This window comes from Mesorhizobium sp. B1-1-1 (assembly GCF_006442955.1).
Lineage (GTDB): Bacteria > Pseudomonadota > Alphaproteobacteria > Rhizobiales > Rhizobiaceae > Mesorhizobium.
Genome location: NZ_VFWW01000012.1, coordinates 108,987 through 135,754 on the forward strand (window position 1 = coordinate 108,987; position 26,768 = coordinate 135,754).

Below are 26,768 nucleotides of genomic sequence, written 5' to 3' on the forward strand. Positions count from 1 at the left end.
TACCGGCAGCAGCCTGCTGTCGCCGATGCGGACCGTGTACGGCATAGGGCTGCATCCGCGGCGCGGCGTCGAAGCAACGCCGCACGGCTGCGTGGTCCTCCTCTATCCTCTTGTTGGACCATGATCTTTTTTTCAGGACGTTCGCTCTTTGCGGCACGATGCCATAGTTTCGGCAAACCATCCGGGGAAACGGATCACCGCAACGATCGGCAAGCCATGACAGGGCCTTTCCTATGATTGACGAAAAGCCGGAGAGCGAGAGCGTTTCGGCGCTGGCGCCGTTCCGGCACGGCATCTTCCGCGCCGTGTGGTCGGCCAGCCTCGTGTCGAATTTCGGCGGCCTCATCCAGGGCGTCGGCGCCGCCTGGATGATGACCACGATCGCCACCTCGCCCTATCAGGTCGCGCTGGTGCAGGCCTCGACCACCTTGCCGATCATGCTGTTCGCGCTCGTCGCCGGCGCCATCGCCGACAGCTTCGACCGGCGCAAGGTTATGCTGGTCGCCCAGACCTTCATGCTGGTCGTCTCGGTGCTTCTGACCCTGTTCACCTATTCCGGCTTGATGACGCCGTGGACGCTGCTTGCCTTCACCTTCCTGATCGACAGCGGCACGGCCCTGAACAGCCCGTCCTGGCAAGCCTCCGTCGGCGACATCGTGCCCCGCAACAAGGTGCCGGCCGCCGTCGCGTTGAACTCGATGGGCTTCAACCTGACCCGCAGCGTCGGTCCGGCGATCGGCGGCATCATCGTCGCCGCAGCCGGGGCGGCGGCCGCCTTCGCGGCCAACGCGGTGAGCTATATCGGTCTCATCGTCGTGCTGGCGCGCTGGAAGCCGCAGGTTCAGCCATCGACGCTGCCGCGCGAATCGCTTGGCGCGGCCATGGGCGCAGGCCTGCGCTATGTCGCCATGTCGCCCAACATCGGCAAGGTGCTGGTCAGGGGCTCCGCCTTCGGCTTCAGCGCCGGCGCGGTGCTGGCGCTCCTGCCGCTGGTGGCGCGCGACGTCGTCAAGGGCGATGCCTTGACTTATGGCATCATGCTGGGCGCCTTCGGCATCGGCGCGGTCGGCGGCGCGCTGATCAGCGTGCGGCTGCGCCAGCTTTTGTCCAGCGAGACCATGGTGCGCTCGGCCTTCGCCGGCTTCGCCGTCTGCGCCTTCAATGCCGCCGTCAGCCACAACGCCTGGCAGACATCGCTCGGCCTGCTGGTCGGCGGCGCGTGCTGGGTGATCGCGCTTTCGCATTTCAACGTCACCGTGCAGATGGCGACGCCGCGCTGGGTCGTCGGCCGGGTGCTGTCGGTCTATCAGACCGCGACCTTCGGCGGCATCGCGCTCGGCAGCTGGATCTGGGGCATCGTCGCCGACGCGCATGGCGCCGGGACAGCGCTGATCGCGGCGGCCATCGCCATGCTGGCTGGCGGCGCCATCGGCCTCGTGCTGCCGCTGCCGCAGCAGCAGGTGCTGAACCTCGATCCGCTCAACCGCTTCAAGGAGCCGCATCTCGCGCTCGACCTGAAGCCGCGCAGCGGCCCCATCGCCATCATGATCGAATACATCATCCGCGACGAGGACGTGCCGGAGTTCCTGGCCACCATGGCCGAGCGCGGCCGCATCCGCCGCCGCGACGGTGCCCGCAACTGGACGCTGGCGCGCGATCTCGAAAATCCGGCGATCTGGATCGAGCACTACCACACGCCGACCTGGCTCGAATATGTCAGGCACAACGGCCGCATCACCCAAGCCGACGCCACGGTCGGCGAGCGCCTGCGGGCGCTGCACAGCGGCGACGAGCCGCCGCGGGTGCGCCGCGTGATCGAGCGCCCGACAACCGCGGGCACGGCGCTGGTCATGGCAAAGGGCCCGATCGAGCATTAGGAGTGCAGGATAGCGCGAAGACGTTTTCGTCCGGGCTTGCATCAACACAAAGCGTTAGAGCGGACCCAGCCAGCGGAACGCGCGCTTCAGTTCGGCGACGCCATCGCGTTCGTACCAACGGCCGTGCGCCATGATCACGCGTTCCGGATTCCATTCTAGCATCTTTTCGACTGCCGCCTTGAGTTGCCCCCTGGGGAAGGTCAATCGCAAATCGCGCGGCGTCTTGCCATCCGGATCAACGACACCAGCCGCCCTGGCAAGCCAGCGCCACGGCCAGCCAAGCTTCCGCGATTCGAAGTTCTCGATCAGGTCTGTCAGGATCAATGTTCGGCTGACGGAATGGAAGAACACCATCTCCGTCATGAAGCTGCCCTCCACCGGCAGCGACTTGAGGTCATCGTCCCACGGGTAGCCCCTCTCGGCACCAAGCTCGTTCGCCTCGAAATCGATCCTGTCGCCCGCCTGCTCGCGAATGCCCGGTGCCAGCCAGATACCCGCATCCGCAAAGGCCCTGCGCCACATCGGAATCCACCAATAGTGGATCCGGTTCGGCCCGATGATGTAGCGGACCTTGCCCAATCCAGCGATCTCGGCCTCGAGGCTCCCTGTCAGCAAGGTGGGTGAATGGACGAACAAATCGCCGTCGTTGACGCGGATGACGGTCATCCGTGTCGGAAACCGCATTTTCGGCCAAGGCATGCCGAAGCGGATGACCGGGCCATCCACGATCCAGACGTCCTTCGAAACCAGCTTTAACGTGTTGAGCGGCGGATATGGTGTGCGGTCGGCCATGGTCTGCTGATGTAGGGTGGAGAACAAGCTTGGCACGGCAGCTTCGCCTTGCACGAGCTCAGCCGGGCCGGCTCGGCAGCCTACCTTCGCCCGACCTACCCTTCGCCCGACAAGTCCCGGCGCGCTTTTTCCAGCTCCTCGGCATAGCGCCGCATCAGATGGCCCTCGGTCAGCAGTCCGAGCACGATGTGGTCGGTGAAATCCTCGACCACGGCCAACTCCTCGGCGCCGGCCCGCTGGAAGGTCTCGGCGGCCGACTGCACGTTCATGCTCGGCACCAGGACGGCATCCTTGTATTGCGCCAGATCGCGCACCGCCGTCTCGCCGTCGGACAGGTCGCTGTGCAGTTCGGCAACGATCAGCACGCCGACATACTGATCGCCCGCGTCGACGGCGATGACGCGCTGGGCCGAGCCCAGCGGTACCTGCTTGCGGAAGGCCGCAAGCGTCGTGTCGGCATTGATGGTCTTGATGTCCTTGCGCATCATCGAGCCGACGGTCAGGCTGCGCATCCAGCCGACGTCATGGGCGCTGCGGATCGTTTCGCCGCGCAGATGAAAGCGCCACGTCGAGAAGGAGTAGCCGAAGGTCTCGCGCACCAGGATCGCCGCCATGATCGAGGCCGCCAGGACGACGCCGGTTAGCGTCAGGTCGCGGGTCGATTCCAGCGCCAGGAACGTCATCGTCAGCGGCCCGCCGACGACGCCGACCGCCAGCGATGTCATGCCGACAACGGCAGCGACGGCGGGATCGATGCCGGTCGACGGCGAGATGAAAGCCATCACATCGGCGAATGCCTTGCCGAGCAGGGCGCCAAGAAACAGAGAAGCGAAGAACAGTCCGCCGCGAAACCCCGAACCCAGCGAGATCGCGGAAGCCGCCAGCTTCAGCACGAAGACGCTGGCCACCACGCTCAGCCCATAGTTCATGGCGAATTCGCGATGCAGCGCGCCGTGGCCGCTCGACAGCACCTGTGGCGTGACCAGCCCAAGCAGGCCGACGATGACGCCGCCGATGACGGGACGCAGCGACGCATCGACCGACAGTTTGGCAAAGGCGCGCTCGACCAGCGTCACCAGATGCATGATGGCGATCGAGGCGGCCCCGCCAAGAAGCCCAAGCAGCAGGAAGGGCACGTACTGGCTGGCCGTGAGTGCCGGCAGGCCCGCAAGCTCCAGCGGGAACGGCACGCCGCCGAACATCTCGGCGGTGAGCGAGGCGGAGATCGCCGCGGTCATGACAGGCACCACATTGGCGACCGAATAGATGCCGATGACCAGTTCGAAACCATAGAAAGCGCCGGTCAGCGGCGCATCGAAAGCCGCCGCGATGGCGCCGGCGGCGCCGCAGCCGACCAGGATGCGGACATCGTTGCGGCGTAGCTTGAACAGCCGCGCCAGCCGCGAAGCCAGGCCGGAACCGACCTGCGTGTAGCCGGCCTCCAGCCCGACAGAGGCGCCGAAACCGCTGGAGAGCATGGTCTGGCCGGCGATGATGAACGTATCGGTCAGCGACATGCGACCGCCATAGAGCGCGTTGGCCTCGATCGGGTCGACAGGCGTGCGAAATCTCCGCTTTCTCAGCCAGATCACCGTCAGCCCGAGCAGGATGCCGCCGATCGCCGGGATCAGGGCTTGCATGGGGTGGGCGAGAGAGAACATGCCGGAAAGCCGGCCGCCGGCCTGCACGCCGAACAACAGCCCGTGCAGGTCCTGCACGATCTGGCTCATCGCGGTGACCAGTATGCCCGCCATCACGCCGACGATGCCGGCAAGGACGACAACCGCGATGCCTCGCGCTTCGAGCAGCGGGATCGAATTGATGAGCACCGCGCGCAGCCGGCGGGCGTAGACTTGCGGTTGATTCCTGGGCGATTGGTTTTTGGTAAGCACCGGAGCGGCTCGCCGACATCAGCAAGGCATTGAAAAGACTGCCGTGCTGATACGCCGAGCGGCACCGCATGGCAACCACAATGACGGCGCCCGCGCGCCGTTTGGAGGGGCCCGTCCGGCCGCCGATGGTCAGGTCGGCTTCGGGTCGCCGGCCTCGTAGAGCACGAGATTGCGCTCGCCGATGCCGAGCGACGGCCAACTTGCGCGCCAGTCCACAAGGTGTGGCGCGGCGAAATGTGCGTCGAGCGCCGCCCTGTCATTCCAGACTTCCGTGACCCGGATCAACCCGGCGTCGAGGACATCCTGCGCATAGGAGTATGCGAGGCAACCGGGCTCGGCACGGCTGGCAACAACCATGCGTTCCATCGCTGGCCTTGCCTGTTCGAGCTTGTCGGGTGGCAGACGAACCGTGCCGATGACCAGCAGCATGAGATTTCCTTTCGATGGTTGGGCAGGCCACTCTCCCACCCTCGCGCAAGCTTGGCCAGCTACCCTCGCCGGGCTGTCGCATGCTCGGCAGCCCACGGTTTTCGAGGACTAGAATGGCGATAAGCGAAAGCATCCAGCCCGGCGCCGTGGCCAAGAACGGTCGCGACGTCTTCTTCGCGCTGGGCATCGTCATCATCCTGGCCGTGCTGTTCCTGCCGATCCCGGCCTTTCTCATCGACGTCGGCCTTGCCTTCTCGATCGCCCTTTCGGTGCTGATCCTGATGGTGGCACTGTGGATCCAGCGGCCGCTCGACTTCTCCTCGTTTCCGACCGTGCTGCTCATCGCCACCATGCTGCGGCTATCGCTCAACATCGCCACCACGCGCATGATCCTGTCGCACGGCAATGAAGGCACGCACGCCGCCGGCTACGTCATCGCCGGCTTCTCCAAACTGGTGATGGCCAGCGATTTCGTCATCGGCCTGATCGTCTTCATGATCCTGATCGTGGTGAACTTCATCGTCATCACCAAGGGCGCCACCCGTATCGCCGAGGTCGGCGCCCGTTTCACCCTCGACGCCATCCCCGGCAAGCAGATGTCGATCGACGCCGACCTCTCCGCCGGCATGATCGATGACAAGACAGCGCAGTTGCGCCGCCGCGAGCTGGAAGAGGAATCCTCCTTCTTCGGCTCGATGGACGGCGCCTCGAAATTCGTCCGCGGCGACGCCATCGCCGGCCTCATCATCACCGCCATCAACATCGTCGGCGGCATCGCCATCGGCTATATCAGGCACGGCATGGGCATGGGCGAGGCCGCCGACGTGTTCATCAAGCTGTCGGTCGGCGACGGTCTGGTCACCCAGATCCCGGCGCTCATCGTCTCGCTCGCCGCCGGCCTGCTGGTTTCCAAGGGCGGTACACGCGGTTCGACGAACCAGGCCGTGTTCGGCCAGCTCGGCGCGCATCCGCGAGCGCTCTATGTGGCGGCGGCGCTGCTGGTGCTGCTCGGCCTGATGCCCGGCCTGCCGTTCTTCCCCTTCTTCGCGCTCGCCGGCGGCATGGCCGGCCTCGGCTATGTCATTCCGATGCGCCACAACCGGGCCATGGCCGAGGCCGAGGCGCTGAAGAACCAGGAGAAGGCGACCAAGGCCGAGGAAGAGAAGAACTCGGTCAAGGCCTCGCTCGCCACCGCCGAGATCGAGCTTCTGATCGGCAAGCAGCTTTCGACCCGGCTGCTGGTCTCGCATCAGGAGCTGGTCTTCCGCATGGCCAAGATGCGCAAGAAGTTCGCCCAGCAATATGGCTTCGTCGTGCCCGAAGTGCGCGTCGCCGACGATTTCGCCATCCCGCCGAAAAGCTATCAGATCAAGGTGCACGGAACGGTGGTCGCCGAATATTCGATGCGCGTCGGGGAGATCATGGTGCTGCTCGGCAACCGCGACGTTCCCGAAATTCCGGGCGAGGAGATCCGCGAACCGGCCTTCGGCATGCGTGCCTATTCCGTCATGGAAACATTCGCCGAGGATCTGAAGCGCGAGAACTACACCTTTGCCGACAACATGTCGGTGCTGCTCACCCATCTCTCCGAGGTCATCCGCAACAACCTGCCGCAGCTTCTGTCCTACAAGGACATGAAGGCGCTGCTCGAGCGCCAGGATCAGGAATACCGCAAGCTCGCCGACGAGATCTGCACCACGCACATCTCCTATCCCGGCCTGCAGGCAGTGCTGAAGCTGCTGCTGGCCGAGCGTGTCTCGATCCGCAACCTGCACCTGATCATCGAGGCCATCGCCGAGATCGCGCCGCATGTGCGCCGCACCGAGCAGATCGTCGAGCATGTCCGCATCCGCATGGCGCAGCAGATCTGCGGCGATCTTTCGGAGGGCGGCGTGCTCAAGGTGTTGCGTCTCGGCAACCGCTGGGACCTCGCCTTCCACCAGAGCCTCAAGCGCGACGCCAAGGGCGAGGTGCGCGAGTTCGACATCGATCCGCGCCAGCTCGAGGAATTCGGCCAGGACGCCACCAAGGCGATCAAGAAATTCCTCGAAGCCGGCGAGCGTTTCGTCCTCGTCACCGCGCCCGACGCGCGCCCCTATGTGCGCATGATCATCGAGCGGCTGTTCACCACGCTGCCGGTGCTCTCGCATGTCGAAATCGCCAAGGGCGTCGAGATCAGGGTGCTCGGGACCATATCGTGAGCGTTCTCTCGCAAGCGGTCGTCATCGCGGCGTTCCTCGCCTTCTGCCGCATCGGCGCCTGCTTCATGCTGATGCCCGGCCTGTCCAGCGCCCGCATCCCGGTGCAGGTCAGGCTGTTCGTTGCGGTCGCCGCCACCGGCGGCCTGCTCGCCTTCCTGTGGGACAAGATCTTTCCCTTCGTCGATCCGCGTCCGCAGATCCTGGTGCCGATGATCGTTTCCGAACTCCTGGTCGGCGGCCTGATCGGCGCCATGACCAGGCTCTACATGGAAGCCCTGCGCTTCATGGGGTCGGCCATCGCCATGCTGATCGGCTATGGCGGCTCGGGCGGGCCAGCGATCGAGGAGCCCGAACCGCAGGCGGCGCTCGCCGCCATGATCTCGTTCTCGGCACTGCTGCTGCTGTTCGTCTTCGACTTCGACCATGAGATCATACGCGCGCTGGTGACGTCCTATACGGTCGCGCCGGTCAACGTCTTCTTCAACCCGCAGGCGGCACTGGTCGATGTCGCCGACACGGTGTCGGACACCTTCTTCCTGGTCATCCGCCTCGGCAGCCCTTTCGTCGCCTATGCCATTCTCGTCAACCTGACGATCGGCTTCGTCAACAAGCTGACGCCGCAGATCCCGATCTATTTCATCTCCCAGCCCTTCGTCATCGCCGGCGGCATGCTCATCTTCTATTTCGCCGTCGGCTCCATGCTGTCGCTGTTCGTCGACGGCTTTGTCGACCTGACGCTGGCGAGGTGACATGAGCACGCGCAAGGACCGCCTGAAGAAGCTGGTCAAGGTTCAGGAACAGTTGAAGGCGCTGCACGAGACGCGCCACGCCACCCTCCTCGCCGCCGCAAATGCCGCCGAAGCCGAGGCCAAGGAACTGGTCGAGCATTTCGACAAGGACAATTCCCTCTCCGGCCTTTTCCCCGATCTCTACCACCGCCGCATCGCCCAGGCCGTCGTGCGCCAGGAGGCGAACCTCGAAAGCGCCAGGAAGGAGGCCGGCCTCGTCGCGTCGGCAACCGCGCGCACCAACATGGTCGAGCGCGCCTACAAGGACGTGCGCAACCGCGACGAACGCGAACGCTCCGACCGCGAACGCCTCGATCTGATCGCGCAGAAGCGGGGACAGGAGTAGAGGAGGAGGTCTGGACGCAAAGCAAGCCTTCGCAGCGGAATCCTGACTGACCGCTTTGCGCCTCGTACGGGCTATGGATGCAATTTCGCGTCTACCCAGAAGCCGCCCGTACAGCCTGTCGAAGAATGTGCCGAGCCTCCGCATTGCGGAGGATCGTAAAAAGGCGACGTTTCAGCTAGCTTGTTATCTGTTCGGCGGCAGCTTCCTCGAGGCCCGCTGCCGCTTGGAGGGCAAGACCGCGAGCCGCTGCCTGTGAATCGTAAAATTCCTCCAGCGCATGGACCCTGCCCCACCGCAGGGTAAACACGTGGAGACCTCGGTTGATGTACGACGTGTCGCCGTTGAGTAGGGTCGCGGTGCCATCCCACTGGGCAAACACAGTGGTATGCCATGGCCAGCCCTCCACCCAGATGTGATTGACCGTGAGATGGAGGGTGGGCAGAACACGGCCGAGGCGTTCAAACCAGCGGCGCAGGGCTTCCTTGTCGTGGCGCTCTCCACCAAGCGCGTGGGCGCCGCCAACCCGATGATGGACATGCGGCGCGAGTGCTTTCACCGCCGCATCCCAGCGATGATTGTTGACGTCATCGAAGCTCTTTCGGATCGATTTCTCGACAAAATAACTATATAGCATATCACTCTCCTCCAACTCATTCGGTAGCGCGATCGAAGGTACCTGTGGCGAGCTGTTCGGACGCAGCCGACGCCACGCAGGGTCTGCGCGTCAGCGCATTGTCGCGTCGGCTCGCAGGTATGTGTCGGTCTCGGTCGAGATCGTGACCTCCTCGCCCGACCTTGAGAACGCGTAAAGCGAATCCTGGTGGCCCGGCATGGAAAAGGCCACGGAGTCGCCGTCAGCAAGGCCCATGACGAAGCGCAGCGGATCACCTCCGATCTTCGGCGCGAAGGTGGCGGTGACCTCCAGCAGGCCGCCGTTGACCGGGACGTAGTAGACCACCATGTCGAGCTGTCCCTCGTGCAGGCTGGCAGCTTCGATCGGCCGTCCGATGGTCGCTTCCTCGGCAAAAGCCGGGTTCGCAAGAAACATCGCGGCCAGAACGGACGCACTCAGGGTTTTGCGGATCATCTCATATCTCCTTTTTTGGATTGCGTTCGACCTCTATATAATGTATAGATTACGAATGCAATCTAAAAAGGAGATGGCGATGCGCGTAAGTCGCACTCAGGCCGCGGAAAACCGCGAAACCGTGATCAATGTGGCAAGCCGCCTTTTTCGGGAGCGAGGTTTTGACGGCATTGGCCTCAAGGATCTGATGAAGGGCGCCGGGCTGACCCAGGGCGCCTTTTACAAGCAGTTCGAGTCAAAGGACGACCTGGCGGCGCAGGCATCCAGGCGCGCGATGGAAAGCGCCACCGACAAGTGGTCGGCCGCGACCGCGGCAAACCCTGGGAAACCGCTCGACGGGGTGATCTCATTCTACCTCAGTATGGATCATCGCGCGGAAAAGATGGACGGCTGCCCGGTCGTCGCGCTCGGCTCGGATGCGGCCAGGCAAGGCGCCGAGGTGAAGGCCTCATTCGAGGCCGGCATCAAGGAGTACCTCGAGATGCTCGGCAGTTGGGTTGGCGAGGACGACAGCGAAAAGGCCGGCGACAAGGCAATGGCCGTTCTCTCGACAATGGTCGGCGCGGTCATGCTCTCTCGGGTGGTCAACGACCCCGACCTCGCGCAGGCTTTTCTGGATGCGGCGGCCGATCAGGTTCGCGAGACAGTCGCCATCTGAACCATGCGGGCAGCGGCGCCTGATCCATCGCTCACCGCTCGGACCGAACCGCCGCGCGCGACTGCGAGGAAGTAACGGATAGTCGTCCCAGCCGGTCGATCATGGAGAAGTTCGCGTCGTCACGTGAAGCCTCCGGTGCGATTTCGCACCACCGTAATGCGTATCTTCCGACTGCATAGCGCGCCTGGGCATGCCTACCTCTTGGCGTGAGGCAGCGGCGATGCGTCCGCCCGAAGGAGAAGCGCGATGAGCTATTCCACCATGAGATTTGGGGCTGTTGGCCAGGCATTGGCCCGTATGTTCGGCCGCCAGGAAATGGCGGTGTGCGTGGCAAGCACCCGGCTCGGCGCCCTTCGGCACTAACATCGGAACGCCTGCGCGCGCTCGCGCGGCTCATCTAGCTGAGCGGCATCAGCTGACCTCCGGGCCATCTGTCCGGTCGTCCGGCCATTTATAATCGGAGATCAAGGGCATGAACATCGAACTCAAGGGCCGCAAGGCCATCGTCACCGGATCGACCGCCGGCATCGGCCGCGCGATCGCCGAAGGGCTCGCGCGCGCAGGCTCCGCCGTCGTCGTCAATGGACGTACGGAAGAGCGGGTCGCCGCGACGCTCCGGGAACTGCGCGCGCTGCTGCCTGACGCCGACCTCACCGGCATTGCCGCCGATCTCGCGACGGCCGAGGGCTCGGCGGCGCTCGCGGCGCAGGCGCCGGATGCCGACATCCTCGTCAACAATGTTGGCACTGCACGTCCCAATGGCTTCTTCGAGCAGGACGACGCCGCATGGCTCGACCTCTTCCAGCTCAACGTGATGAGCGGCGTGCGCGCCGCGCGCCACTATATGCCGGGTATGGTCGAGCGCGGGTGGGGACGGGTCGTCTTCATCAGCAGCGAGTCCGCGCTCGCTATCCCCAAGGAGATGATCGACTACGGCATGACCAAGACCGCGTTGCTGGCCGTGTCGCGCGGGCTGGCCGAACTTGTCGGTGGCACCGGCGTCACGGTCAACGCTGTCCTGCCGGGGCCGACCGACTCCGAGATTCTCGGCGGCTGGATGAAGGCCACCGCGAAGGAGCAGGGCATCACGCAAACGGACGCCGAGCATAATTTCCTGAAATCGCTGCGTCCGACCACGCTCATCAACCGGTTCGCGACAACCGAGGAAGTCGCGAACATGGTCGTCTACACCTGCTCCGAGCAGGCCTCGGCGACCACCGGCGCCGCACTGCGCGTCGACGGTGGTGTGCTCCGCTCGATCGGATGAGCCGCGTCCCACCGCCGCGGTGGCATGAGGGTCGCCGCGGCTGAGCCAGCCTCAAATCGGCGCCGGCTCGGGTGACTCCTGTCGGCAGCGATTGTCGGATCGTCGAGCCGCCTGGGGTGCGCCGCCGATCGACCGGGCCGAGGTCAAGATCGACGAGGGGCCGTGGATCGCCAAGAAACATACCTGTCGGGAGAGCAACGGACAGGTGACCGCCGTATTCAGGTCAGTTGACGGCTCGGCGCGTCGAGCCGAGCAGCCTGGAAGCTGTGTTTGCTGATGCCAGGAGCCGCCGTCTGCTCTCGGCCCTTACGCGTGCGTGCAGCAATGCGCCACTGTCCGGAATTACGGTTGGGAAGAGCGCTCGTCCGCCGGTTGCGGGAATTGCCCTTCGTTGTTCATGCTTACTTCTGTGACCAGCTTGCGGCGAAGCGCCGTGCTGTAATCGTTTGGCCCTTTCGGCGTCATGACGAAGGCCTGGGAACCGCCAATGACCGATTTGGCAAAATAGGATGCCAGCGAATTGCCGGGATCGTCGCCTTCGGTGGGAATGGCGATCGCGTTGATCGTATATCCCTTGGCAATGGCGTTCAGCCTGCTCGGCTGAACAGGAAGTCCGTCGTTGTTCTCACCATTGGAAGAGATATCGATGACCTTCTTGGCGGCATTTCCAGGAAACTGGTCCAACAGAAGACTGCCAATGTCGATAGCCGAGGAAACCGATGTTCCGGATCGCCCTCGACGGATGACGCCGGTATCCCCTTTCCTGCTGATCTCCGCCGCCGCCGCTCTTGCATCTTCCAGTCCGCAAATGCTTGTCCACGGCAGTATGGTGCGTGCGTGTCCGGGGCTCGACCATTCAAAGTAGGCCACGCCGATGCAGCCGACGTAATTCCGGCCGATGGCGGCGATGATCTCGGGCGACGTGAGTGCCGCGGCATGTCCCTCGCGTTGCAGATCGGCGATCTTTGGATCAATCGATGACGAGAAGTCGACCGCGAACACGATGGCAACGTCGACATTCGCTGCATGCGCCGGGAGATTCCAGAACGCAGAAGCTGCAAGTATCCCCGCCAGTCTCAGGAGTGAATTGGCTCGCCTTGCCAGCCCCCTTCCCGATGGCTTTGTGGGCGAAAAAAGATTGGCCCCGCCTATCGGCTGCACCCGCCCGCGAAAGGAGACCGCTCCAGAAGAGGGACCGGCGTCCTGATACATACCTATAAACATGCCATTCTCCATCGCGACAACCGATCGTTGTCAAAGCCGCCCATTTTCAACATGTGGAAATTTGACGAGGGACCTTGGACCCGACGCCGAACAGCAGCAGATCGGCCTTGGTCCACAAAAGATAACAGCCGAGTAACGTCAGCGGCATGATGAGTGCCGCGAAGGACTCGCCCGACCAGACCACCGGCAAAGCCTGGCCGAGGGCGACGGTTGTCGCCACCACTGCCGGCAACCTGCTGGCGAGCACCGCACTGCGGAACGGATCGGGCCAGGCGGTCGGCCACACCGGAACCGGCCTGCCCGGCCTGTGAAAGGTGCTGCCGAACTTGCCGAGCGCATGCAGCAGGCCGGAGGTCGCCGCAAGCAACGGGTCGCCGAGCAGCAAGAGCGCGATGCCGAGCCCGATTGCGCCTAATCCCGAGAGGAAGTCGCCCAGACGATTGAGGGCGGGATCGGGAACATCCGGCTTTGCCCAAGCCCGGTGGTAGGCTTCGCCGCCCCAGAAAAAGACGAGGGTAGCCAAGGTGAGCGCAACAGTGCCATGGCTGCCCGCGAAATAGTCCATCACCGCCGCGATGACAGCGCTTTCCTCATGCTGGCCGACTGGCGCGGCCGCAATTTGGGTTGCAAGACCTACGATGAGGCCAAGCGCGTTGCCACTGTTGTAATAGCCGCCGGGTCCCTTCATGCGGGCACCAAGGGCCGATCTCAAATGTGCGAGCGGAAGAAGGACTGTCCACGCGTTCATCGCAGCGCACCCGCGGCCTGTCCGGCCGCGCTCGATACGGCGACGTTCGCATCAGCGGCAGTGGTCATCGCATTCCTCCACCGGACCTGAACTGTTGACGCGGCGTTCGCCTGCCCCGCTTGCCGGCGCTGTTGCAAAGGCAGGGGCAATGTCGAAGCGTTGGTTCGAAGCGGTCCGCAAGGACGCACGTGCCTGCGGCGCTCGGTTCGATCGTGCCACGGAAAGGATCGCACCGAGAATGATCGCTGCTCCCAAGGCGCCCGGCCACGAACTCCGCTCGCCCAGAAAGATCGTCGCGCCCAGCGCCCCGAAGACGCTTTCGGCACTGACGATCACGGCGGCGTGGCTGGCCGGCGTGAAGCGGAGGGCAGCCGTCTGTATGCCGAAGGCTATCGCGGTGGAGAAGACGCCGAGTATCGCCAATTCCGGGCCGGCTGCGAATGCGGCGGCCAGCGACAGGTTGCCTTGCATTGCCCCGAGCGGCAGGGCGAAGACTGCGGCGCCGAGGAATTGTGCCGCGGCGGCGGTGAACGGCCGCGCATGGGCCTGCATGTGCCGGCCGAGCTCGACCGCCCAGAGCGCATAGCAGGCAGCCGACAGGATGGCGGTGAGATCGCCGCTGCCGAGGCCGCCGATCCCATCCGACAAAAGCAGGGCTCCGACCAGGGTCAGCCCGGCAGCGATCGTGAGGCCAGCTGTCGGACGCTCGCCGACGAGCAACCAGGCGGCCAGAGGTGTCATTACGGTTGCCGTGCTCACCAGAAAGCTTGCATTGGTGACCGAGGCTCCGACATAGCAAAGCTGCTGAAGCGTGATGGAGATGGCGAACAGCGCGCCCACCCTGGCCAGGCTCGGAAAATAGCCCGCCCCGATCGCCACTCGCCTTTCGGTCAAGACAAAGGGCAGCACCAGCAGCCCGCCGATCAGGCAACGCAGACTTACCGCGCTCATGGCGTCGAGATGGACCAGCACCGTCTTTTGCGAGACGTTGCCGAAGCCCCACAATGCGGCTGCAAGGAGCAGCAGCAAATTGGCTCTTGTTCTGGACACGCGTCCCCCTTGAACCAAGCATTGCGTTGACTTGGCCGCCTAATTTAGCGAAGTCTAAATGACCTGCCGTCACGGGAGCGCTTGAAGCGCGGTGACGGACGATTGCGGAACGTTAGATTTGCGTTAGAATTTCGTCAGGCTGAGGCAGCAGATGCAAAGTGACGACGGCGGCGCTGCAAATAGAATCTCACTCTTCGGCGGCTTCCGTATTGAAACAACTGGCCCGCTTCGACTGGTCGGGAAACGCGGCCCGGCAATCGTTGCTTATCTGGCCCGATGTCCGGGCATGGCAGCGACGCGGGAGAGACTGGCTGATCTGCTATGGGGCGACAGCGATGGCGAACATTCGCGCAACAGTCTTCGCCAAGCGCTCAGCGTCCTGCGCCGCGATCTCTCGGGTGTCGATCTTATCCATTCCACCGGAGAGTTGATCCACCTCAGGCCAGAGGCGTTCCGGGTCGATGTGGAGGAGTTCGAGACGGGTTTATCGGCCCGCTCCGCGCAGGAACTCGAAAAGGCTCTGGCGAACTACACCGGCCCGTTCCTCGACGGTCTCCATGTGGGAAGCAATGGCTTCGACGACTGGGTCGCGTCGGAACGCGACAGGTTGCTCGGTCGTGCGCTTGAATCGTTCGAGAAACTGGCTCGCCTCGTCGACGCTGAAGCGGGCCTCGTCCTGGCCGATCGCGTCCTGGCTATGGATCCGGCGCGGGAAGAATCCTATCGGCTCAAGATGGAATTGCTCCTTGCTTGTGGTCAACGCGACAAGGCGCTCAGGACATACGAGGCTTGCAGAAGCATGCTGAAGAAGGAGTTCGGCGTCGAAGCCGGCCCTGAGACGCGGGCACTATGGCAGTCCCTGCTGCTCACTTCCGACACGGCGTCACACGCACCGTCGGCAGGTGGTGTTGCGGCCAGCCATCGTCTCGGACACCCCTCCATCGGCGTTGCCGACTTCACCAATCTGACCGGAAAACAAGGCGACAATTTTTTCTCCAAGGGACTGGTCCAGGACATCACGACAGCCCTTTCCGAGGTGGCCGACTATGTCGTGCTCTCCGCGGTTCCCCCGACAGATAAGATCGGCCCGCGCCAGGAAGGTAAAGCGCCGGGAGCGCTGCGGGCACAATATGTGCTCAGCGGCAGCATCCAGAGATCCGGCAATGGGCTGAGGGTGAACATCCAGCTTGTCGATGCCGTCGGCGGTCATCATGTCTGGGCCCAGAAGTTCGACGGCCACTCCGAGAATGCGCTCGAATTCCAGGACAGGATCGCCCAGTCCGTCGTTCTGGCGGTGATCCTCGAACTTCAACTGACCAACTGGAAGGTCCGCGACAAGAGTCCGCCTGGTCCCCCTGAAGTGCGCAGGTTGGTGAACGAGGCGCTCATGAAATATTTTGAGATGACCCACGACTCGCTGCTGGTCGGGATGGAACTTGCGACGAAGGCGCTCTCGACAGGGCCCGACAACGCCCGTGCGAAGCGGACGCTCTCGATCATGATTTCCATGGGCATCGCGTTTGGCGCGCTGCCCCGCGAGCAGGGCAATATCGAGTATACGCTGGCGCTTGCCGAGGCCGCGGTGCGGGCGGTGCCGGACGATGAAATTGCCCGGTGCATCTTGTCATTCGCTCTCGAAAGTTGCGGTCGTATCGACGAGGCGATCGTCGAATGCCGGCACGCGATCAGCCTCAACCCAAATTATCCGAGCGGCCACGGCGACATTGCGATGCTCTTCGCGCTGCGCGGACAGGTCAGCGAAGCCGTGCGCGAGGCGAACGAGGCGATCCGGCTGGGAACCCATGACGTCATCGACTACTGGCGTCACCACGGGCTCGTTATGGCGCTGTTCGCCGGCGGAGACGATCAGCGGGCGCTCGAGGTCGCGCGCAAGGTGGTCAGGACAAAGCCGGGCTTCGTTCGTGGCGCGCTTTATTGGGCCGCAGCCGCGGCCGCAACCGGCAATCGCGATGAAGCGTCGCGGGCCATCCATCATTGCCTGTCACAACTTCCGCATCTCAATCTGAGCAATGTCTGCCCTGGCTTTGTGCCGCGCTATGTGAAGGATCATCACCATTCCCGGTTCCTTGAAATGCTGTCGAGGGCCGGTCTTCCCCCGTCCTGAAGCCCCTCGCGTTCGAACGGATTCGGGCGAGACGCTTTCTGCAGGTCGTTCTCCCAAAACCGGAAGCCACTTTTTACGCGACATGCGTTGTTGAAAATCTGGCTACGCGGCTGGATACAGAGAACCCTGGCCTTCCTTCCTCCCCCCGCAAGCCTGCCACAAGCTTGTTGAGGCATGGTCTGGCCAAGGAAAACCGATAAAAGGCGGACTTTCTTGGCGATCTCTCCACCCAGCGACATCGTGATGGATGTTGTCCGAGCAGCCGAGCCGGCGGATCTCGCGGCCGCGCGCGCCGCACTGACCAGGCATGCGGGCGGCGTTGCCGGCAGCTTTTCGGTCGAGGCCGCTTCGGCCGGGACGATGCTGTCGCGCGCCACCGCCGACCAGGCCGTGGCGGCCGATCCATCCAAGAAGTTCAAGAAATTCGAAGCCATGGTGCTCCAGACCTTCATCCAGAACATGATGCCCAAGGACACCGAGGGCGTGTACGGCAAGGGCCTGGCCGGCGACATGTGGAAATCGCAGCTCGCCGAGCGCGTCGCCGACGTCATGGCCGAGCGCGGCGGCATCGGCATCGCCAAATCGCTGCTCGCCGACCATTATCTCGAAGGCAAGCGCAAGGTGCCGATCGGCCCGGTCTCCGGCGGGCCTGAAAAGACCGAGATCGACCGGCAGAGCCGTCTGTCCACCTCGCTCGTCCAGGAGCTGCAGCGCAAGGCCGCCAGGTCCATGACCGGCGATGAAACGACCACAAAGACAGACATCAAGATCTAGACTGGGAAACGCCATGGCCGACTTTTCGGAATTCACCGCCAACCTGCCGGCGCGCACGGCCACATCGGAAGCCCCGGTCGCACTCGCGCGGCCCGGAAACCTTGCCGCCATCATCGGCCGCATCGAGGAAGTCGTCGAGCAAGAAACGGCCGGGCTGCGCAGCGACACCGGCTACGACCTCAAGGCATCGAACGCGCGCAAGAGCCGCTATCTCTATGAACTGACCCGTGCCATGCGCGGCGGCAGCGAAGCCGAGTTCCTCGAACAGCACCGCGAAGGCCTTGTCCGGCTTCGCCAGAAGCTTGCGAAGAACGAGGCAGCGATCCTGGCGCATCTGAGCGCCGTCAACGAGGTCGCTGGCCTGTTGCGCACCGCCATCCAGCGCGCCGAAACCGACGGCACTTATTCCGCCGGCGAGTTCGGCCGGGCGCGCGGTTAGCGCGTGGTCGCCGGCTCGGGTGCCTGAATGGTCAAGGTCATCGCCATCGCGGTCTGGATCTGCGTCGCCACCCTCGGCGCGGTGTTCTATTCGTTCCAGGCCGCCGGCGAACGCGGCGTCGGCGAAAAGCCGAAGCCGATGCTGGGCGGGCTGGACTACGTCAAGACCGAGGTCATCTCGGTGCCGCTGATCCGCAACGCCAGGATCGACGGTTATTTCCTGACCAAGTTGGTCTACACGGTCGAACCCGAGCAGATCAAGAAACTGTCGATCCCGGCCGAGGCACTGATCACCGACCAGGTCTATTCCTACCTGTATTCCAATCCGCAGATCGACTTCACCAAGAAGGAGACGATCGACCTCGACGCCTTCCGCGCCGCGATCCGCGATACCGTCAACACACGCGTCGGCGCCACACTGGTGCATGAGGTTCTGGTCGATCAGGTCAATTTCCTGAGCAAGGATGAGATACGCGACAACTGGTTGCGCCGCCGGCAGGAAGCCGGCGCCACTGCGTCCGAGATGACCAAGGCCTTCAAGTCGCATTGAGCCCCCGGGCATGCCACTGGCCAGGCACGGTGATCCGGTCCTCGCCCGGTGCGGCGATAGGAACCAGGCCCTGCAATTCGCGTTGACGTAAACGTCAATCCAAAGCTATATGCGGCAGCGACCGTGGCCGCGAAGATGCATGGCCCTCGGGCGGATCGATGTGTCGTGGCGCGACAGATGCAACCAGATAAGCAGATGCAACCGAACAGGCAGATGCAACCAGACAGGAGAACAGCGTGAGCGTTCAGGAGATTGCCGACAAGATCAGGTCGCGCGTGGCCAGCAGCGGGTTCGATCGTTCCGTGAAATTCGACACCGGCAGCGATGGCGTCATCGTCATCGACGGCGCCGATGTCTCGACCGCCGACGGCCCCGCCGACTGTACCATCAAGCTCTCGCTCGACGATCTGGACTCGCTGATATCGGGCGATCTCAACCCGACCATGGCGTTCATGACCGGCAAGATAAAGGTCGAAGGCGACATGTCTGTCGCCATGGCGCTCAGCCAGTTGATCGGCTGAGACAGAAGACCGCCGAGACTGTTCTCGGGACGAAAACGCCGCCGTTTCGGGCGGCGTTTTTCGTTCGTTTGGGGCTCAGCGCCTCAGGCCGCCAGCGCCTTCAGCTTGCGTCCCGCGGCCTTCAGCGTGCCATGGACGCCGTCGAGCGCGCCCTCCACCAGTTCCACCGCGAGCAGCCGATGCCGCTCATACGGGCCCGGCATGGCCAGCGAACCGGTCTTTGCGGCTGAGAAGCCGAAGCGGCCGTAATAGGGCGCGTCGCCGACCAGCAGGATCGCCGCGTGGCCGAGACGCGCGGCTTCGGCGACCGCATGGCGCATCAGCGCCGAGCCGATGCCGGCACTCTTGAGCGAAGGAGCGACCGCCAGGGGCCCAAGCAACAGTGCTGCCGGACCGCCCTCGCCCAGCGTGACGTCCCAGAGCCGCACCGTGCCCATCACGGCGCCCGATGCGTCGCGCGCGACGAAAGCCAGGCCTTCGGAGGGCCGCCGGCCCCGCCGCAGCTTCTCCGACGACTTCGTCTTGCGCTTCGGCCCCATGGCGGCATCGAGCAACGCCTCGCGCGCCACGATGTCATCAGGCGTTTCGGCAACGATGGCGAAAGCACGGGCACTCTCCCCCCTCGAGGGGGAGATGTCGCCGAAGGCGACAGAGGGGGTCGCCGCGCGTGAAGCGCTAGCCCCATGCGGTCCAAGAGACGTCGAGGCGGCTGAGACAAACCCCTCCGGCCAGTTCGTGACCATCTCCCCCTCAAAGGGGGAGATGTCGCGCGCAGCGCCTTCGACAACGAAATTTGCAATGTCCATTTCCGCGATCCCTTCACGAGCGGAGACTGTTCCACAGGCGAGCCCGGATGGGCGACAAACGCCCACCTGGGATGATCTGACGGTTCTTTCGAACCGTCAGATCACGTAGGATCGGAGAGGCTCGAAGCCGTTGAAGGCGACCGCCGAATAGGTGGTCGTGTAGGCCCCGGTGCCTTCGATCAGCACCTCGTCGCCGATGGTCAGCGACAGAGGCAGCGGATAGGGCGTCTTCTCATACATCACGTCCGCCGAATCGCAGGTCGGGCCGGCGAGCACGCAAGGCGCGGTTTCCGAGCCGTCATGCGCGGTCACCAGGGGATAGCGGATCGCCTCGTCCATCGTCTCGGCCAGGCCGCCGAATTTGCCGATGTCGAGGAACACCCAGCGCACATTGTCGTTGTCCGCCTTCTTCGAGATCAGCACGACTTCCGACTTGATGACGCCGGCATTGCCGACCATGCCGCGGCCCGGCTCGATGATCGTCTCGGGAATGGCGTTGCCGAAATGCTTGCGCAGCGCCGAGAAGATGGCCTGGCCGTAAGCCTGGGCCGCCGGCACGTCGCGCAGGTAGCGCGTCGGGAAGCCGCCGCCCATATTGACCATCTTCAAGACGATGCCTTCTTCGGCGAGCGTCGAAAACACGGTCTTGGCATCGGCCAGCGCGCGATCCCAGGCCGTCAGGTCGGTCTGCTGCGAGCCGACATGGAACGACACGCCATAGGCGTCGAGCCCGAGCGCCTTGGCATGGCGCAGCACGTCGACGGCCATCGCAGGCACGCAGCCGAACTTGCGCGACAGCGGCCATTCGGCGCCCTCGCCATCGGTTAGCACGCGACAGAACACGCGGGCGCCTGGAGCGGCGCGGGCGATCTTCTCGACCTCCTCGACGCAATCGACGGCGAACAGCTTGATACCGAGCTGGTAGGCGCGCGCGATGTCGCGCTCCTTCTTGATGGTGTTGCCGAAGGAGATGCGGTCCGCCGGCGCACCGGCGTCCATCGCCATCTCGACTTCGGCAACGGAAGCGGTGTCGAAGGACGAGCCCATCGCAGCAAGGAGGCGCAGGATTTCCGGCGCCGGGTTTGCTTTCACCGCATAGTAGATCCTGGAATCGGGCAGCGCCTTCTCGAAGGCGCGGAAATTGTCGCGCACGACATCAAGGTCGACGACGAGGCAAGGACCGGTCGGACGTCGGGTGGCGAGGAAGTCGAGGATGCGCTGCGTGGCCATCGGGTTTCTCCATCACGCCTTTCGGCGCGCACAAGGGTGCGGACGCGGGCTGTCGGCCTCGCGAACACGCGGTGGACAAAGGCGGGACGGAAATCCATGGAACCAGCCGGTGGAGACCCCGGAACCATGAAACGCCGTCTCGCGGCGATGAACCTTGGCCTTGCCCGGCTTCGGTTCGCTTTGTCTGCCTTGGCTTGGACTGGGAGAACCCCGTTCCGCACTGCCGGCAATGATGGTGTGCCTCTTCAGTAACCCCGGTCTTTGGACAACCGGCAGAGAACCAGAAAGGCCCGCACCGTCGTTGCTTCAAGGTGTCCTCGGTCTGGCGGTTGGCCGCTAAACCGACTGGAGGGGTTGGCTCCAGTTACCTTACCGATTTCCCTCACCATTCAGAGGGTCGGCGGACACCCACAGGCACGTGCGACTTTGGGCAAGCGCGATATAGGGGCAGAGAGATTCACAATCAATAAAAATCGTATCGCAGGTTGTAAAAATTCCGGCATCGAACAATGTTGGTTTCACCGTATCCGGATATCGAACGATGACAGGCACGCACGCCCCTCTCGACGCCCTTCGGCACCCTCGCAAGCTATCGGTGGTCGGGCCTGTCGCTGGCCCTTCCGGCGGCGACATTGCCCTGATACGGCTCGGCCGAAATCTCGATGCCGCACGAAAGGCCTGATTCATGGACACACTGACCCGCATGCGCGCCTTCATCGACGTGGTCGAGGCCGAGGGCTTTTCGGCGGCGGCGCGCAAGATCGGCCGCTCCAAGGCGCTGCTGTCGAAATATGTGCGCGAGCTGGAGGACGAGCTCGGCGCGCTGCTGCTCAACCGCACCACCCGCCAGTTCTCGATGACCGAGGCCGGCCACACCTATTATCGCCGCGCCTCCGAGATCGTGCGCGAGGTCGACAGTCTTGCCGACGCCGTGCGCGAATCCTCCGGCGATGTGCGCGGCAGGATCAAGCTGTCTGCGCCGCGCACCTTCGCCGACGCGCCGATCGGCCAGTCGCTGATCGACTTCGCCAAGCAATATCCCGACATCGTGCTCGACATCCAGCTGGACGACCGCTTCGTCGACCTCGTCGAGGAAGGCTTCGATCTCGCGGTGCGCATCTCGCGCCTGGAGAACTCGTCGCTGATCGCCAGGCGTCTGGCGCCGTTCTCGACGCGGCTGTGCGCATCTCCCGAACTCATCGCAAAACATGGCATGCCGGTACGGGCGCAGGATCTCGGCCGCATGCCCTGCATCGTCGACACCAATGGCCGCGGCTTGAACAACTGGCAATTCAAGGGAGACGGCGAGGATACGGTGAGCGTCTCGGTCTCCGGCCCGATCGAAGTCAACAGCCCGATGGCGGCACGGGCTGCTGCCCTGTCGGGGTTGGGATTTGCCATCCTGCCGGATTTCATCGCCGTGCCGGATATTGCGAGCGGCCGGCTGGTGACGGTGCTGGATGACCGCACCCTGTCGGGTGCCGGCATTTTCGCCGTCTATCCGCACCGGCGCTATTTGCCCGCCAAGGTGCGTGTCTTCGTCGATTTCCTGGTCCAGTGGTTCAGGACGCGCGAAACCGCATGACCGCCTTCAATTGCGGCGCGGTCCCATTTTCGCCCCCTTTCTGGTAACTGTCCACTTCTCTCCGAAGCCAAGGGAATCGCGACCGCGAATGCATCTGAAACGGCACGCAATCATGCTGGCTTCGGCCCTGGCGGCGACATTGGCCGCCGTTGGACCGGCCGAGGTGCATCCGCACGTTTTCGCCGAGGCCCGCCTCGACGTGATCCTCTCCCCGGATCACCAAAGCGTGAAAGCGCTGCGCCATCTCTGGCGCTTCGATGATCTGTTTTCCAGCACTGTCATGATGGAGTTTGACAAGAATTCCGACCTGAAGCTTGACGACAAGGAGTTGAAGGAGGTCGCGGACACGGTCCACGCCTCGCTGGCCGAATTCAACTACTTCCAGCTCGTCACCCAGGACGGCAAGGACGTGCCGATGACGCCGCCGCCGCATCTGATGGCCAATTTCGACAACGACCAGCTGATCATCCTGTTCGAGTCCGAACCAAAGGCGCCGATCAAGCTCACCGGCAAGATCGATATCGGCGTCTACGATCCGACCTTCTACACGGCGATCGACTTCACCGAGGACGCCAACATCACGGTCGAGGGCCTGCCCCCGAACTGCACCGACAAGGTGGTCCGCCCCGACCCGGATGAGGCCATCAAGGAAAACCAGAAGACCCTGACGGACGCCTTCTTCAACGACCCGACAGGCACCGACATGAGCAAGATCTTTGCCACCAAGCTCGAACTGACCTGTCAGCCAGAAGGATGAACCCGGTGATGAGACCATCCCTGCGTTTGGCATTCGGCCTGTTGGCCATCAGCTTCGCGATGGTGCATTTCGCCGGCTCGGCTCATGCCCAGAGCTCGCTCGGCATCGGCGTCAACGATGGCATGGCGCCGACCACCGGCCCGTTCGCCCACATCCTGATGTGGATCAATCTGCGGCAGCAGGAATTCTATCGCGCGCTCGCCACGGCGATGAAGGCGATGCGCCAGGACAACAGCAAGCTCTGGGTGCTCATCGGCCTGTCCTTCGCCTACGGCATTTTCCACGCCGCCGGCCCCGGCCACGGCAAGGCGGTGATCTCGTCCTACATGGTCGCCAACGAAGTGGCGCTGCGGCGTGGCATCCTGTTGTCGTTCGTCTCGGCCCTGCTGCAGGGCCTGACCGCGGTCGCGGTCATGGCAGTCGCCTATTTCGTCCTGCGCGGCACCGCCGTCTCGATGACCGACGCGGCCTGGTTCATGGAGATCATGAGCTTCGTCTTCGTCACCCTGTTCGGCGCCTGGCTGCTGTGGCGCAAGCTCGGCCCCTCCGTCCTGCGCCTGTTCGGCAGAGGTCCCGCCTACAGCCTGTCGGCGGCTCACGCGGGGCATTCCCATGCGGGCCATTCGCATGCCGGTCATACAGGTCACACGGGCCATTCGCATGCCGCTCACAGCCATTCGGCGAACGCGCTGCATGGGCATGAACATCACGACCATGGGGATGACCATTCGCACGATCACCATGACCACGGCGCGCATGACCATCACCACGATCATGGCGCGCACGATCACGCGCACGCGGCGGGCGAGGTCTGCGAGACCTGCGGCCACTCGCATGCGCCAGATCCGGCGCTGCTGTCCGGCGACCGCTTCGACTGGCGCACCGCCTGGACGGCGGTGGCCGCGGTCGGTATCCGCCCCTGCTCCGGCGCGCTGATCGTGCTCAGCTTCGCCCTGCTCAATGGCCTGTGGCTCGGCGGCCTGCTGTCGGTGCTGGCGATGTCGATCGGCACCGCCATAACCGTCTCGGCGCTGGCCACGATCGCGGTGACCGCAAAGAACTGGGCGGTGTATTTCGCCGGCGACGGCCGCATGGGCAACCGCATCCATTCGATCGTCGAGATCGGCGGCGCCGCCTTCGTGTTCCTGTTCGGACTGCTGCTGCTGTCGGCGAGCCTGACGGGTGGCGTTTGACCCGGAAGTAGCGCCCCAAGGTGTGTTGAGATTCAGGTCAGGCCGTGCCGAGAACGGTTGATATCGAGAACCGGAGCGGAGCGTACTTAAAGTACGTGAGCACCGGAAGCGCAGGTATCAGCCGTTCGCAGGCCGGCATCACCTGAATATCAATACACCTTGCCGCCGAGTTCATCCTCGATATGAGCGCGGATAATCTCGTCAAAGCTCTTCTCGGCACTGAAGCCGAGTTCCCTTGACCGCCGCGCCTCGAACCGCGTCGGCCAGCCCTTGACGATCGCCCAGATCGTCTCGTCCGGCTCCTCGCGGATCAGGCTCACCGCCTTCGGCCCGGCGATGCGTTCCAGCGCCTCGATCTGCTCGCCGACGGTGACGGCGACGCCTGGCATCGTCAGGTTGCGGCGCGGCCCGACGGCGGCGCCGTCGATCCCGGCCGCATGGATCAGGAAATTCACCGCCGAGCGTGGGCTGGCGTGGGTATGGACGACGGTGCGCGGCACCGGCAGGATCGCCTCCTGACCGTTCAGCGGCTCGCGGATGATGCCGGAGAAGAAGCCGGAGGCCGCCTTGTTCGGCTTGCCCGGCCGCACGCAGATGGTCGGCAGCCGGATGCCGATGCCGTCGAAGAAGCCGCGCCTGGAATAGTCGGCCAGCAGCGCCTCGCTCATCTGCTTCTGCGTGCCGTAGGAGGTCAGCGGCGTAGTGTGGAATTCATCGGGAATGACGTCCGGGAACGGCGCGCCGAACACCGCGATCGACGAGGTGAACACGACGCGCGGCGCAAACCCAGCCAGGCGGACGGCATCGAACAAGGCGCGCGTGCCGTCGAGATTGACGCGGTAGCCGAGATCGAAATTGGCTTCCGCCTCGCCCGATACGATGCCGGCGAGATGGAACACGACGTCGGGCCGCGACGCGACCAGCCTCTCGGCGGCGCCCGCCTCGGCGAGATCGCCGGTATGGCTGTGGATGCTGACGCCATCGATGGCCGGCGCCTGTGGCGGTACGATGTCGTGCAGGTCGAGCGCGGAGATCTTCTGGCCGCGCAGCCTGCCGTCCTTTGCCAGCCGTGCAATGAGCTTGCGGCCGACCATGCCGGCGGCGCCCGTGATCAGAATGCGCATGTCGAACTTCCCTTATTTGCTCTGATTTTTGCGTTGGCTGCGCGCGCGCAGCCAGAACACCAAGAAAAACGCCAGCACGAACGCGGTGCCGAAGATGCCGGCGAGCACGGTCGAAAGGCCGCCGAGGGCCAGCATGATGTTTGGCAGGAAATAAACGGCAATGCCGAACAGCAGCATGATCGACAGCGCGGCGATGGCGGCGTTCTTGGTATCGCGATCCATTATGCTGTCCCGGCGTGGCCAGGGGTCGTCGAGCTCGGATTCAAGGCGCTTGGGTTCCCTGCGTCAGTGATGGTGGCCATGATGCAAAGCCGCGTCATGCCCCTGGTGGTGATCATGGTCATGACCATGGTCGTGCTCGTCGCCGTCGTCGGCGCACTGGCCGAATTCAGGTTCCACCGTGGCATGGCTGATGCCATGCTCCGACGCAAGCCGCTTCTTGATCGCGCTGACCGCCTTGTGCGCGTCCACGCCCTCGTTGAGGCAGGCATGCAGCGTCGCCATGCTGCTGGTGCCGTCGATCGACCAGATATGCATGTGGTGCACCTCGCGCACCCCCTGGACCGTCGTCGCGATGTCGCTGGCGATCAGGTCCCGGTCGAGGCTCGGCGGCACCCCTTCGAGCAGGACGTGGGCGGCCGCGCGCATCAGCGACCATGCCGTGGACAGGATCAGCAGCGAGACCAGCACCGACAGGATCGGATCGATCGGGGTCCAGCCGGTCGCCAGAATGACGATCGCCGCCACGATTGCCGCGGCCGAGCCGAGCAGGTCGCCGAGCACATGCAGTATGGCGCCGCGCATGTTGAGGCTCTCACGGTCGCCGCCATGCAGCACCAGGAAGGAGCCGATGTTGACCAGCAGGCCGAGGATCGCCACCACCAGCATCGGCCCGCCCAGCACCGGCGCCGGCGTCTGCAGGCGCTCCCACGCCTCGTAGACGATCCACAGCGCGATGACGAAGATGGCGATGCCGTTGGTGTAGGCCACCAGCGTCTTGACCCGGCCGAAGCCATAGGTCAGGCGGACGGTCGCCGGCCGGTCCGCAAGATGAAACGCATACCAGGCCAGGCCGAGCGCAATGGCGTCGGCAAGCATGTGGCCGGCATCGGCCAGCAGCGCCAGAGAGCCGGTGAAGAGGCCGCCAAGCGCCTCCGCCACCATAAAGCCCGCCGTCAGGCAGGCCGCGATCAGAACGCGCTTCTTGTCGGTCGAGCCATGACTATGCCCGCTGTGGCCGTGCCCGCTGTGGCCGTGCCCGCTGTCGTCGTGACTGTGCGCCAATGGCAAACTCCCATGCCCGGAT

At 64.1% G+C, this 26,768-nt stretch carries 27 protein-coding genes; 14 read left to right on the forward strand and 13 right to left on the reverse strand.

Annotation, left to right across the window (positions count from 1 at the left end; all coding sequences use genetic code 11):
* Positions 1 to 233: 233 nt before the first annotated feature.
* Positions 234 to 1,877 carry an MFS transporter gene (locus tag FJ986_RS24390; protein ID WP_140665849.1) on the forward strand — a complete coding sequence of 548 codons (1,644 nt, stop codon included), beginning with the start codon at positions 234 to 236 and terminating at the stop codon, positions 1,875 to 1,877.
* Between the two features lie 54 nt (positions 1,878 to 1,931).
* On the opposite strand, the gene FJ986_RS24395 is transcribed toward FJ986_RS24390, so the two are convergent.
* From FJ986_RS24395 to FJ986_RS24405, 3 genes are all read right to left on the reverse strand, one after another.
* Entirely contained in the window at positions 1,932 to 2,669 is a 738-nt protein-coding gene (locus FJ986_RS24395) for a DUF4336 domain-containing protein (protein ID WP_140665854.1), read from the reverse strand.
* A gap of 95 nt (positions 2,670 to 2,764) precedes the next feature.
* Positions 2,765 to 4,561, reverse strand: a complete 1,797-nt coding sequence (locus tag FJ986_RS24400) for a chloride channel protein (RefSeq protein ID WP_140522344.1) — start codon at positions 4,559 to 4,561, stop codon at positions 2,765 to 2,767.
* 129 nt (positions 4,562 to 4,690) lie between these two features.
* Positions 4,691 to 4,990, reverse strand: a complete 300-nt coding sequence (locus FJ986_RS24405; protein WP_140496239.1) for a putative quinol monooxygenase — start codon at positions 4,988 to 4,990, stop codon at positions 4,691 to 4,693.
* A 113-nt stretch (positions 4,991 to 5,103) separates the two neighbouring features.
* Between FJ986_RS24405 and flhA the strand changes: the two genes are divergently transcribed.
* Genes flhA through FJ986_RS24420 form a run of 3 tightly spaced genes read left to right on the forward strand, consistent with a single transcriptional unit; the run spans position 5,104 to position 8,325 of the window.
* Entirely contained in the window at positions 5,104 to 7,191 is a 2,088-nt protein-coding gene (gene flhA, locus FJ986_RS24410; RefSeq protein WP_140496240.1) for a flagellar biosynthesis protein FlhA, read from the forward strand.
* Positions 7,188 to 7,940 carry a flagellar biosynthetic protein FliR gene (fliR, locus tag FJ986_RS24415; protein ID WP_140496241.1) on the forward strand — a complete coding sequence of 251 codons (753 nt, stop codon included), beginning with the start codon at positions 7,188 to 7,190 and terminating at the stop codon, positions 7,938 to 7,940. The genes flhA and fliR overlap by 4 nt, the downstream gene beginning before the upstream one ends.
* A 1-nt stretch (position 7,941) precedes the next feature.
* Positions 7,942 to 8,325, forward strand: coding sequence for a hypothetical protein (locus FJ986_RS24420; protein ID WP_140496242.1), 384 nt, complete (start codon positions 7,942 to 7,944; stop codon positions 8,323 to 8,325).
* Between the two features lie 175 nt (positions 8,326 to 8,500).
* Here the strand turns inward: FJ986_RS24420 and FJ986_RS24425 are convergent, their stop codons facing one another.
* Together FJ986_RS24425 and FJ986_RS24430 are read right to left on the reverse strand one after the other, a co-directional pair.
* A complete protein-coding gene (locus tag FJ986_RS24425) occupies positions 8,501 to 8,959 on the reverse strand; it encodes a nuclear transport factor 2 family protein (protein ID WP_140513653.1) in 459 nt (152 codons plus the stop codon).
* A gap of 90 nt (positions 8,960 to 9,049) precedes the next feature.
* Positions 9,050 to 9,412, reverse strand: coding sequence for a hypothetical protein (locus tag FJ986_RS24430; protein ID WP_140584610.1), 363 nt, complete (start codon positions 9,410 to 9,412; stop codon positions 9,050 to 9,052).
* 79 nt (positions 9,413 to 9,491) lie between these two features.
* On the opposite strand from FJ986_RS24430, the gene FJ986_RS24435 reads away from it, so the two are divergent.
* Positions 9,492 to 10,070 (forward strand): TetR/AcrR family transcriptional regulator, encoded by a 579-nt coding sequence (locus tag FJ986_RS24435; RefSeq protein ID WP_140496245.1) that lies wholly within the window; start codon positions 9,492 to 9,494, stop codon positions 10,068 to 10,070.
* 472 nt (positions 10,071 to 10,542) lie between these two features.
* Positions 10,543 to 11,337 (forward strand): SDR family oxidoreductase, encoded by a 795-nt coding sequence (locus FJ986_RS24440; RefSeq protein WP_140496246.1) that lies wholly within the window; start codon positions 10,543 to 10,545, stop codon positions 11,335 to 11,337.
* A 342-nt stretch (positions 11,338 to 11,679) separates the two neighbouring features.
* On the opposite strand, the gene FJ986_RS24445 is transcribed toward FJ986_RS24440, so the two are convergent.
* The 3 genes from FJ986_RS24445 to FJ986_RS24455 form a co-directional block, all read right to left on the reverse strand.
* Positions 11,680 to 12,573 (reverse strand): DUF1194 domain-containing protein, encoded by an 894-nt coding sequence (locus tag FJ986_RS24445; RefSeq protein ID WP_318012902.1) that lies wholly within the window; start codon positions 12,571 to 12,573, stop codon positions 11,680 to 11,682.
* A 34-nt stretch (positions 12,574 to 12,607) separates the two neighbouring features.
* Entirely contained in the window at positions 12,608 to 13,249 is a 642-nt protein-coding gene (locus FJ986_RS24450) for a hypothetical protein (RefSeq protein WP_246671678.1), read from the reverse strand.
* 111 nt (positions 13,250 to 13,360) lie between these two features.
* On the reverse strand, positions 13,361 to 14,359 hold the full coding sequence (locus tag FJ986_RS24455; protein ID WP_140496248.1) for a DMT family transporter: 999 nt from the start codon (positions 14,357 to 14,359) through the stop codon (positions 13,361 to 13,363).
* Between the two features lie 151 nt (positions 14,360 to 14,510).
* Between FJ986_RS24455 and FJ986_RS24460 the strand changes: the two genes are divergently transcribed.
* The 5 genes from FJ986_RS24460 (at position 14,511) to FJ986_RS24480 (ending at position 18,767) form a co-directional block, all read left to right on the forward strand.
* On the forward strand, positions 14,511 to 16,484 hold the full coding sequence (locus FJ986_RS24460) for a BTAD domain-containing putative transcriptional regulator (RefSeq protein WP_140671449.1): 1,974 nt from the start codon (positions 14,511 to 14,513) through the stop codon (positions 16,482 to 16,484).
* A gap of 174 nt (positions 16,485 to 16,658) precedes the next feature.
* On the forward strand, positions 16,659 to 17,258 hold the full coding sequence (locus tag FJ986_RS24465; protein WP_181175344.1) for a rod-binding protein: 600 nt from the start codon (positions 16,659 to 16,661) through the stop codon (positions 17,256 to 17,258).
* 13 nt (positions 17,259 to 17,271) lie between these two features.
* Complete coding sequence (locus FJ986_RS24470) at positions 17,272 to 17,697, forward strand: hypothetical protein (RefSeq protein WP_140496250.1); 426 nt, start codon at positions 17,272 to 17,274, stop codon at positions 17,695 to 17,697.
* Positions 17,698 to 17,724: 27 nt separating this feature from the next.
* Entirely contained in the window at positions 17,725 to 18,246 is a 522-nt protein-coding gene (locus FJ986_RS24475) for a hypothetical protein (protein WP_140496251.1), read from the forward strand.
* A gap of 236 nt (positions 18,247 to 18,482) precedes the next feature.
* Positions 18,483 to 18,767, forward strand: a complete 285-nt coding sequence (locus FJ986_RS24480; protein WP_140496252.1) for an SCP2 sterol-binding domain-containing protein — start codon at positions 18,483 to 18,485, stop codon at positions 18,765 to 18,767.
* Positions 18,768 to 18,850: 83 nt separating this feature from the next.
* Here FJ986_RS24480 and FJ986_RS24485 read toward each other — a convergent pair whose 3' ends face one another.
* Positions 18,851 to 19,402, reverse strand: coding sequence for an N-acetyltransferase (locus FJ986_RS24485; protein WP_224684928.1), 552 nt, complete (start codon positions 19,400 to 19,402; stop codon positions 18,851 to 18,853).
* 267 nt (positions 19,403 to 19,669) lie between these two features.
* A complete protein-coding gene (gene odc2 / locus FJ986_RS24490; protein ID WP_140496253.1) occupies positions 19,670 to 20,803 on the reverse strand; it encodes an ornithine/lysine decarboxylase in 1,134 nt (377 codons plus the stop codon).
* 685 nt (positions 20,804 to 21,488) lie between these two features.
* Between odc2 and FJ986_RS24495 the strand changes: the two genes are divergently transcribed.
* From FJ986_RS24495 to FJ986_RS24505, 3 genes are all read left to right on the forward strand, one after another.
* Entirely contained in the window at positions 21,489 to 22,388 is a 900-nt protein-coding gene (locus FJ986_RS24495) for a LysR family transcriptional regulator (protein WP_140496254.1), read from the forward strand.
* Between the two features lie 88 nt (positions 22,389 to 22,476).
* Positions 22,477 to 23,145 carry a DUF1007 family protein gene (locus FJ986_RS24500; protein WP_140556584.1) on the forward strand — a complete coding sequence of 223 codons (669 nt, stop codon included), beginning with the start codon at positions 22,477 to 22,479 and terminating at the stop codon, positions 23,143 to 23,145.
* Entirely contained in the window at positions 23,142 to 24,338 is a 1,197-nt protein-coding gene (locus FJ986_RS24505; RefSeq protein WP_140556582.1) for a nickel/cobalt transporter, read from the forward strand. The genes FJ986_RS24500 and FJ986_RS24505 overlap by 4 nt, the downstream gene beginning before the upstream one ends.
* Positions 24,339 to 24,487: 149 nt before the next feature.
* Here the strand turns inward: FJ986_RS24505 and denD are convergent, their stop codons facing one another.
* Genes denD through FJ986_RS24520 form a run of 3 tightly spaced genes read right to left on the reverse strand, consistent with a single transcriptional unit; the run spans position 24,488 to position 26,746 of the window.
* Entirely contained in the window at positions 24,488 to 25,462 is a 975-nt protein-coding gene (gene denD, locus FJ986_RS24510; protein ID WP_140513663.1) for a D-erythronate dehydrogenase, read from the reverse strand.
* Between the two features lie 12 nt (positions 25,463 to 25,474).
* On the reverse strand, positions 25,475 to 25,687 hold the full coding sequence (locus FJ986_RS24515; RefSeq protein ID WP_140513664.1) for a hypothetical protein: 213 nt from the start codon (positions 25,685 to 25,687) through the stop codon (positions 25,475 to 25,477).
* Positions 25,688 to 25,747: 60 nt separating this feature from the next.
* On the reverse strand, positions 25,748 to 26,746 hold the full coding sequence (locus tag FJ986_RS24520; protein WP_140676067.1) for a cation diffusion facilitator family transporter: 999 nt from the start codon (positions 26,744 to 26,746) through the stop codon (positions 25,748 to 25,750).
* Positions 26,747 to 26,768: the final 22 nt, after the last annotated feature.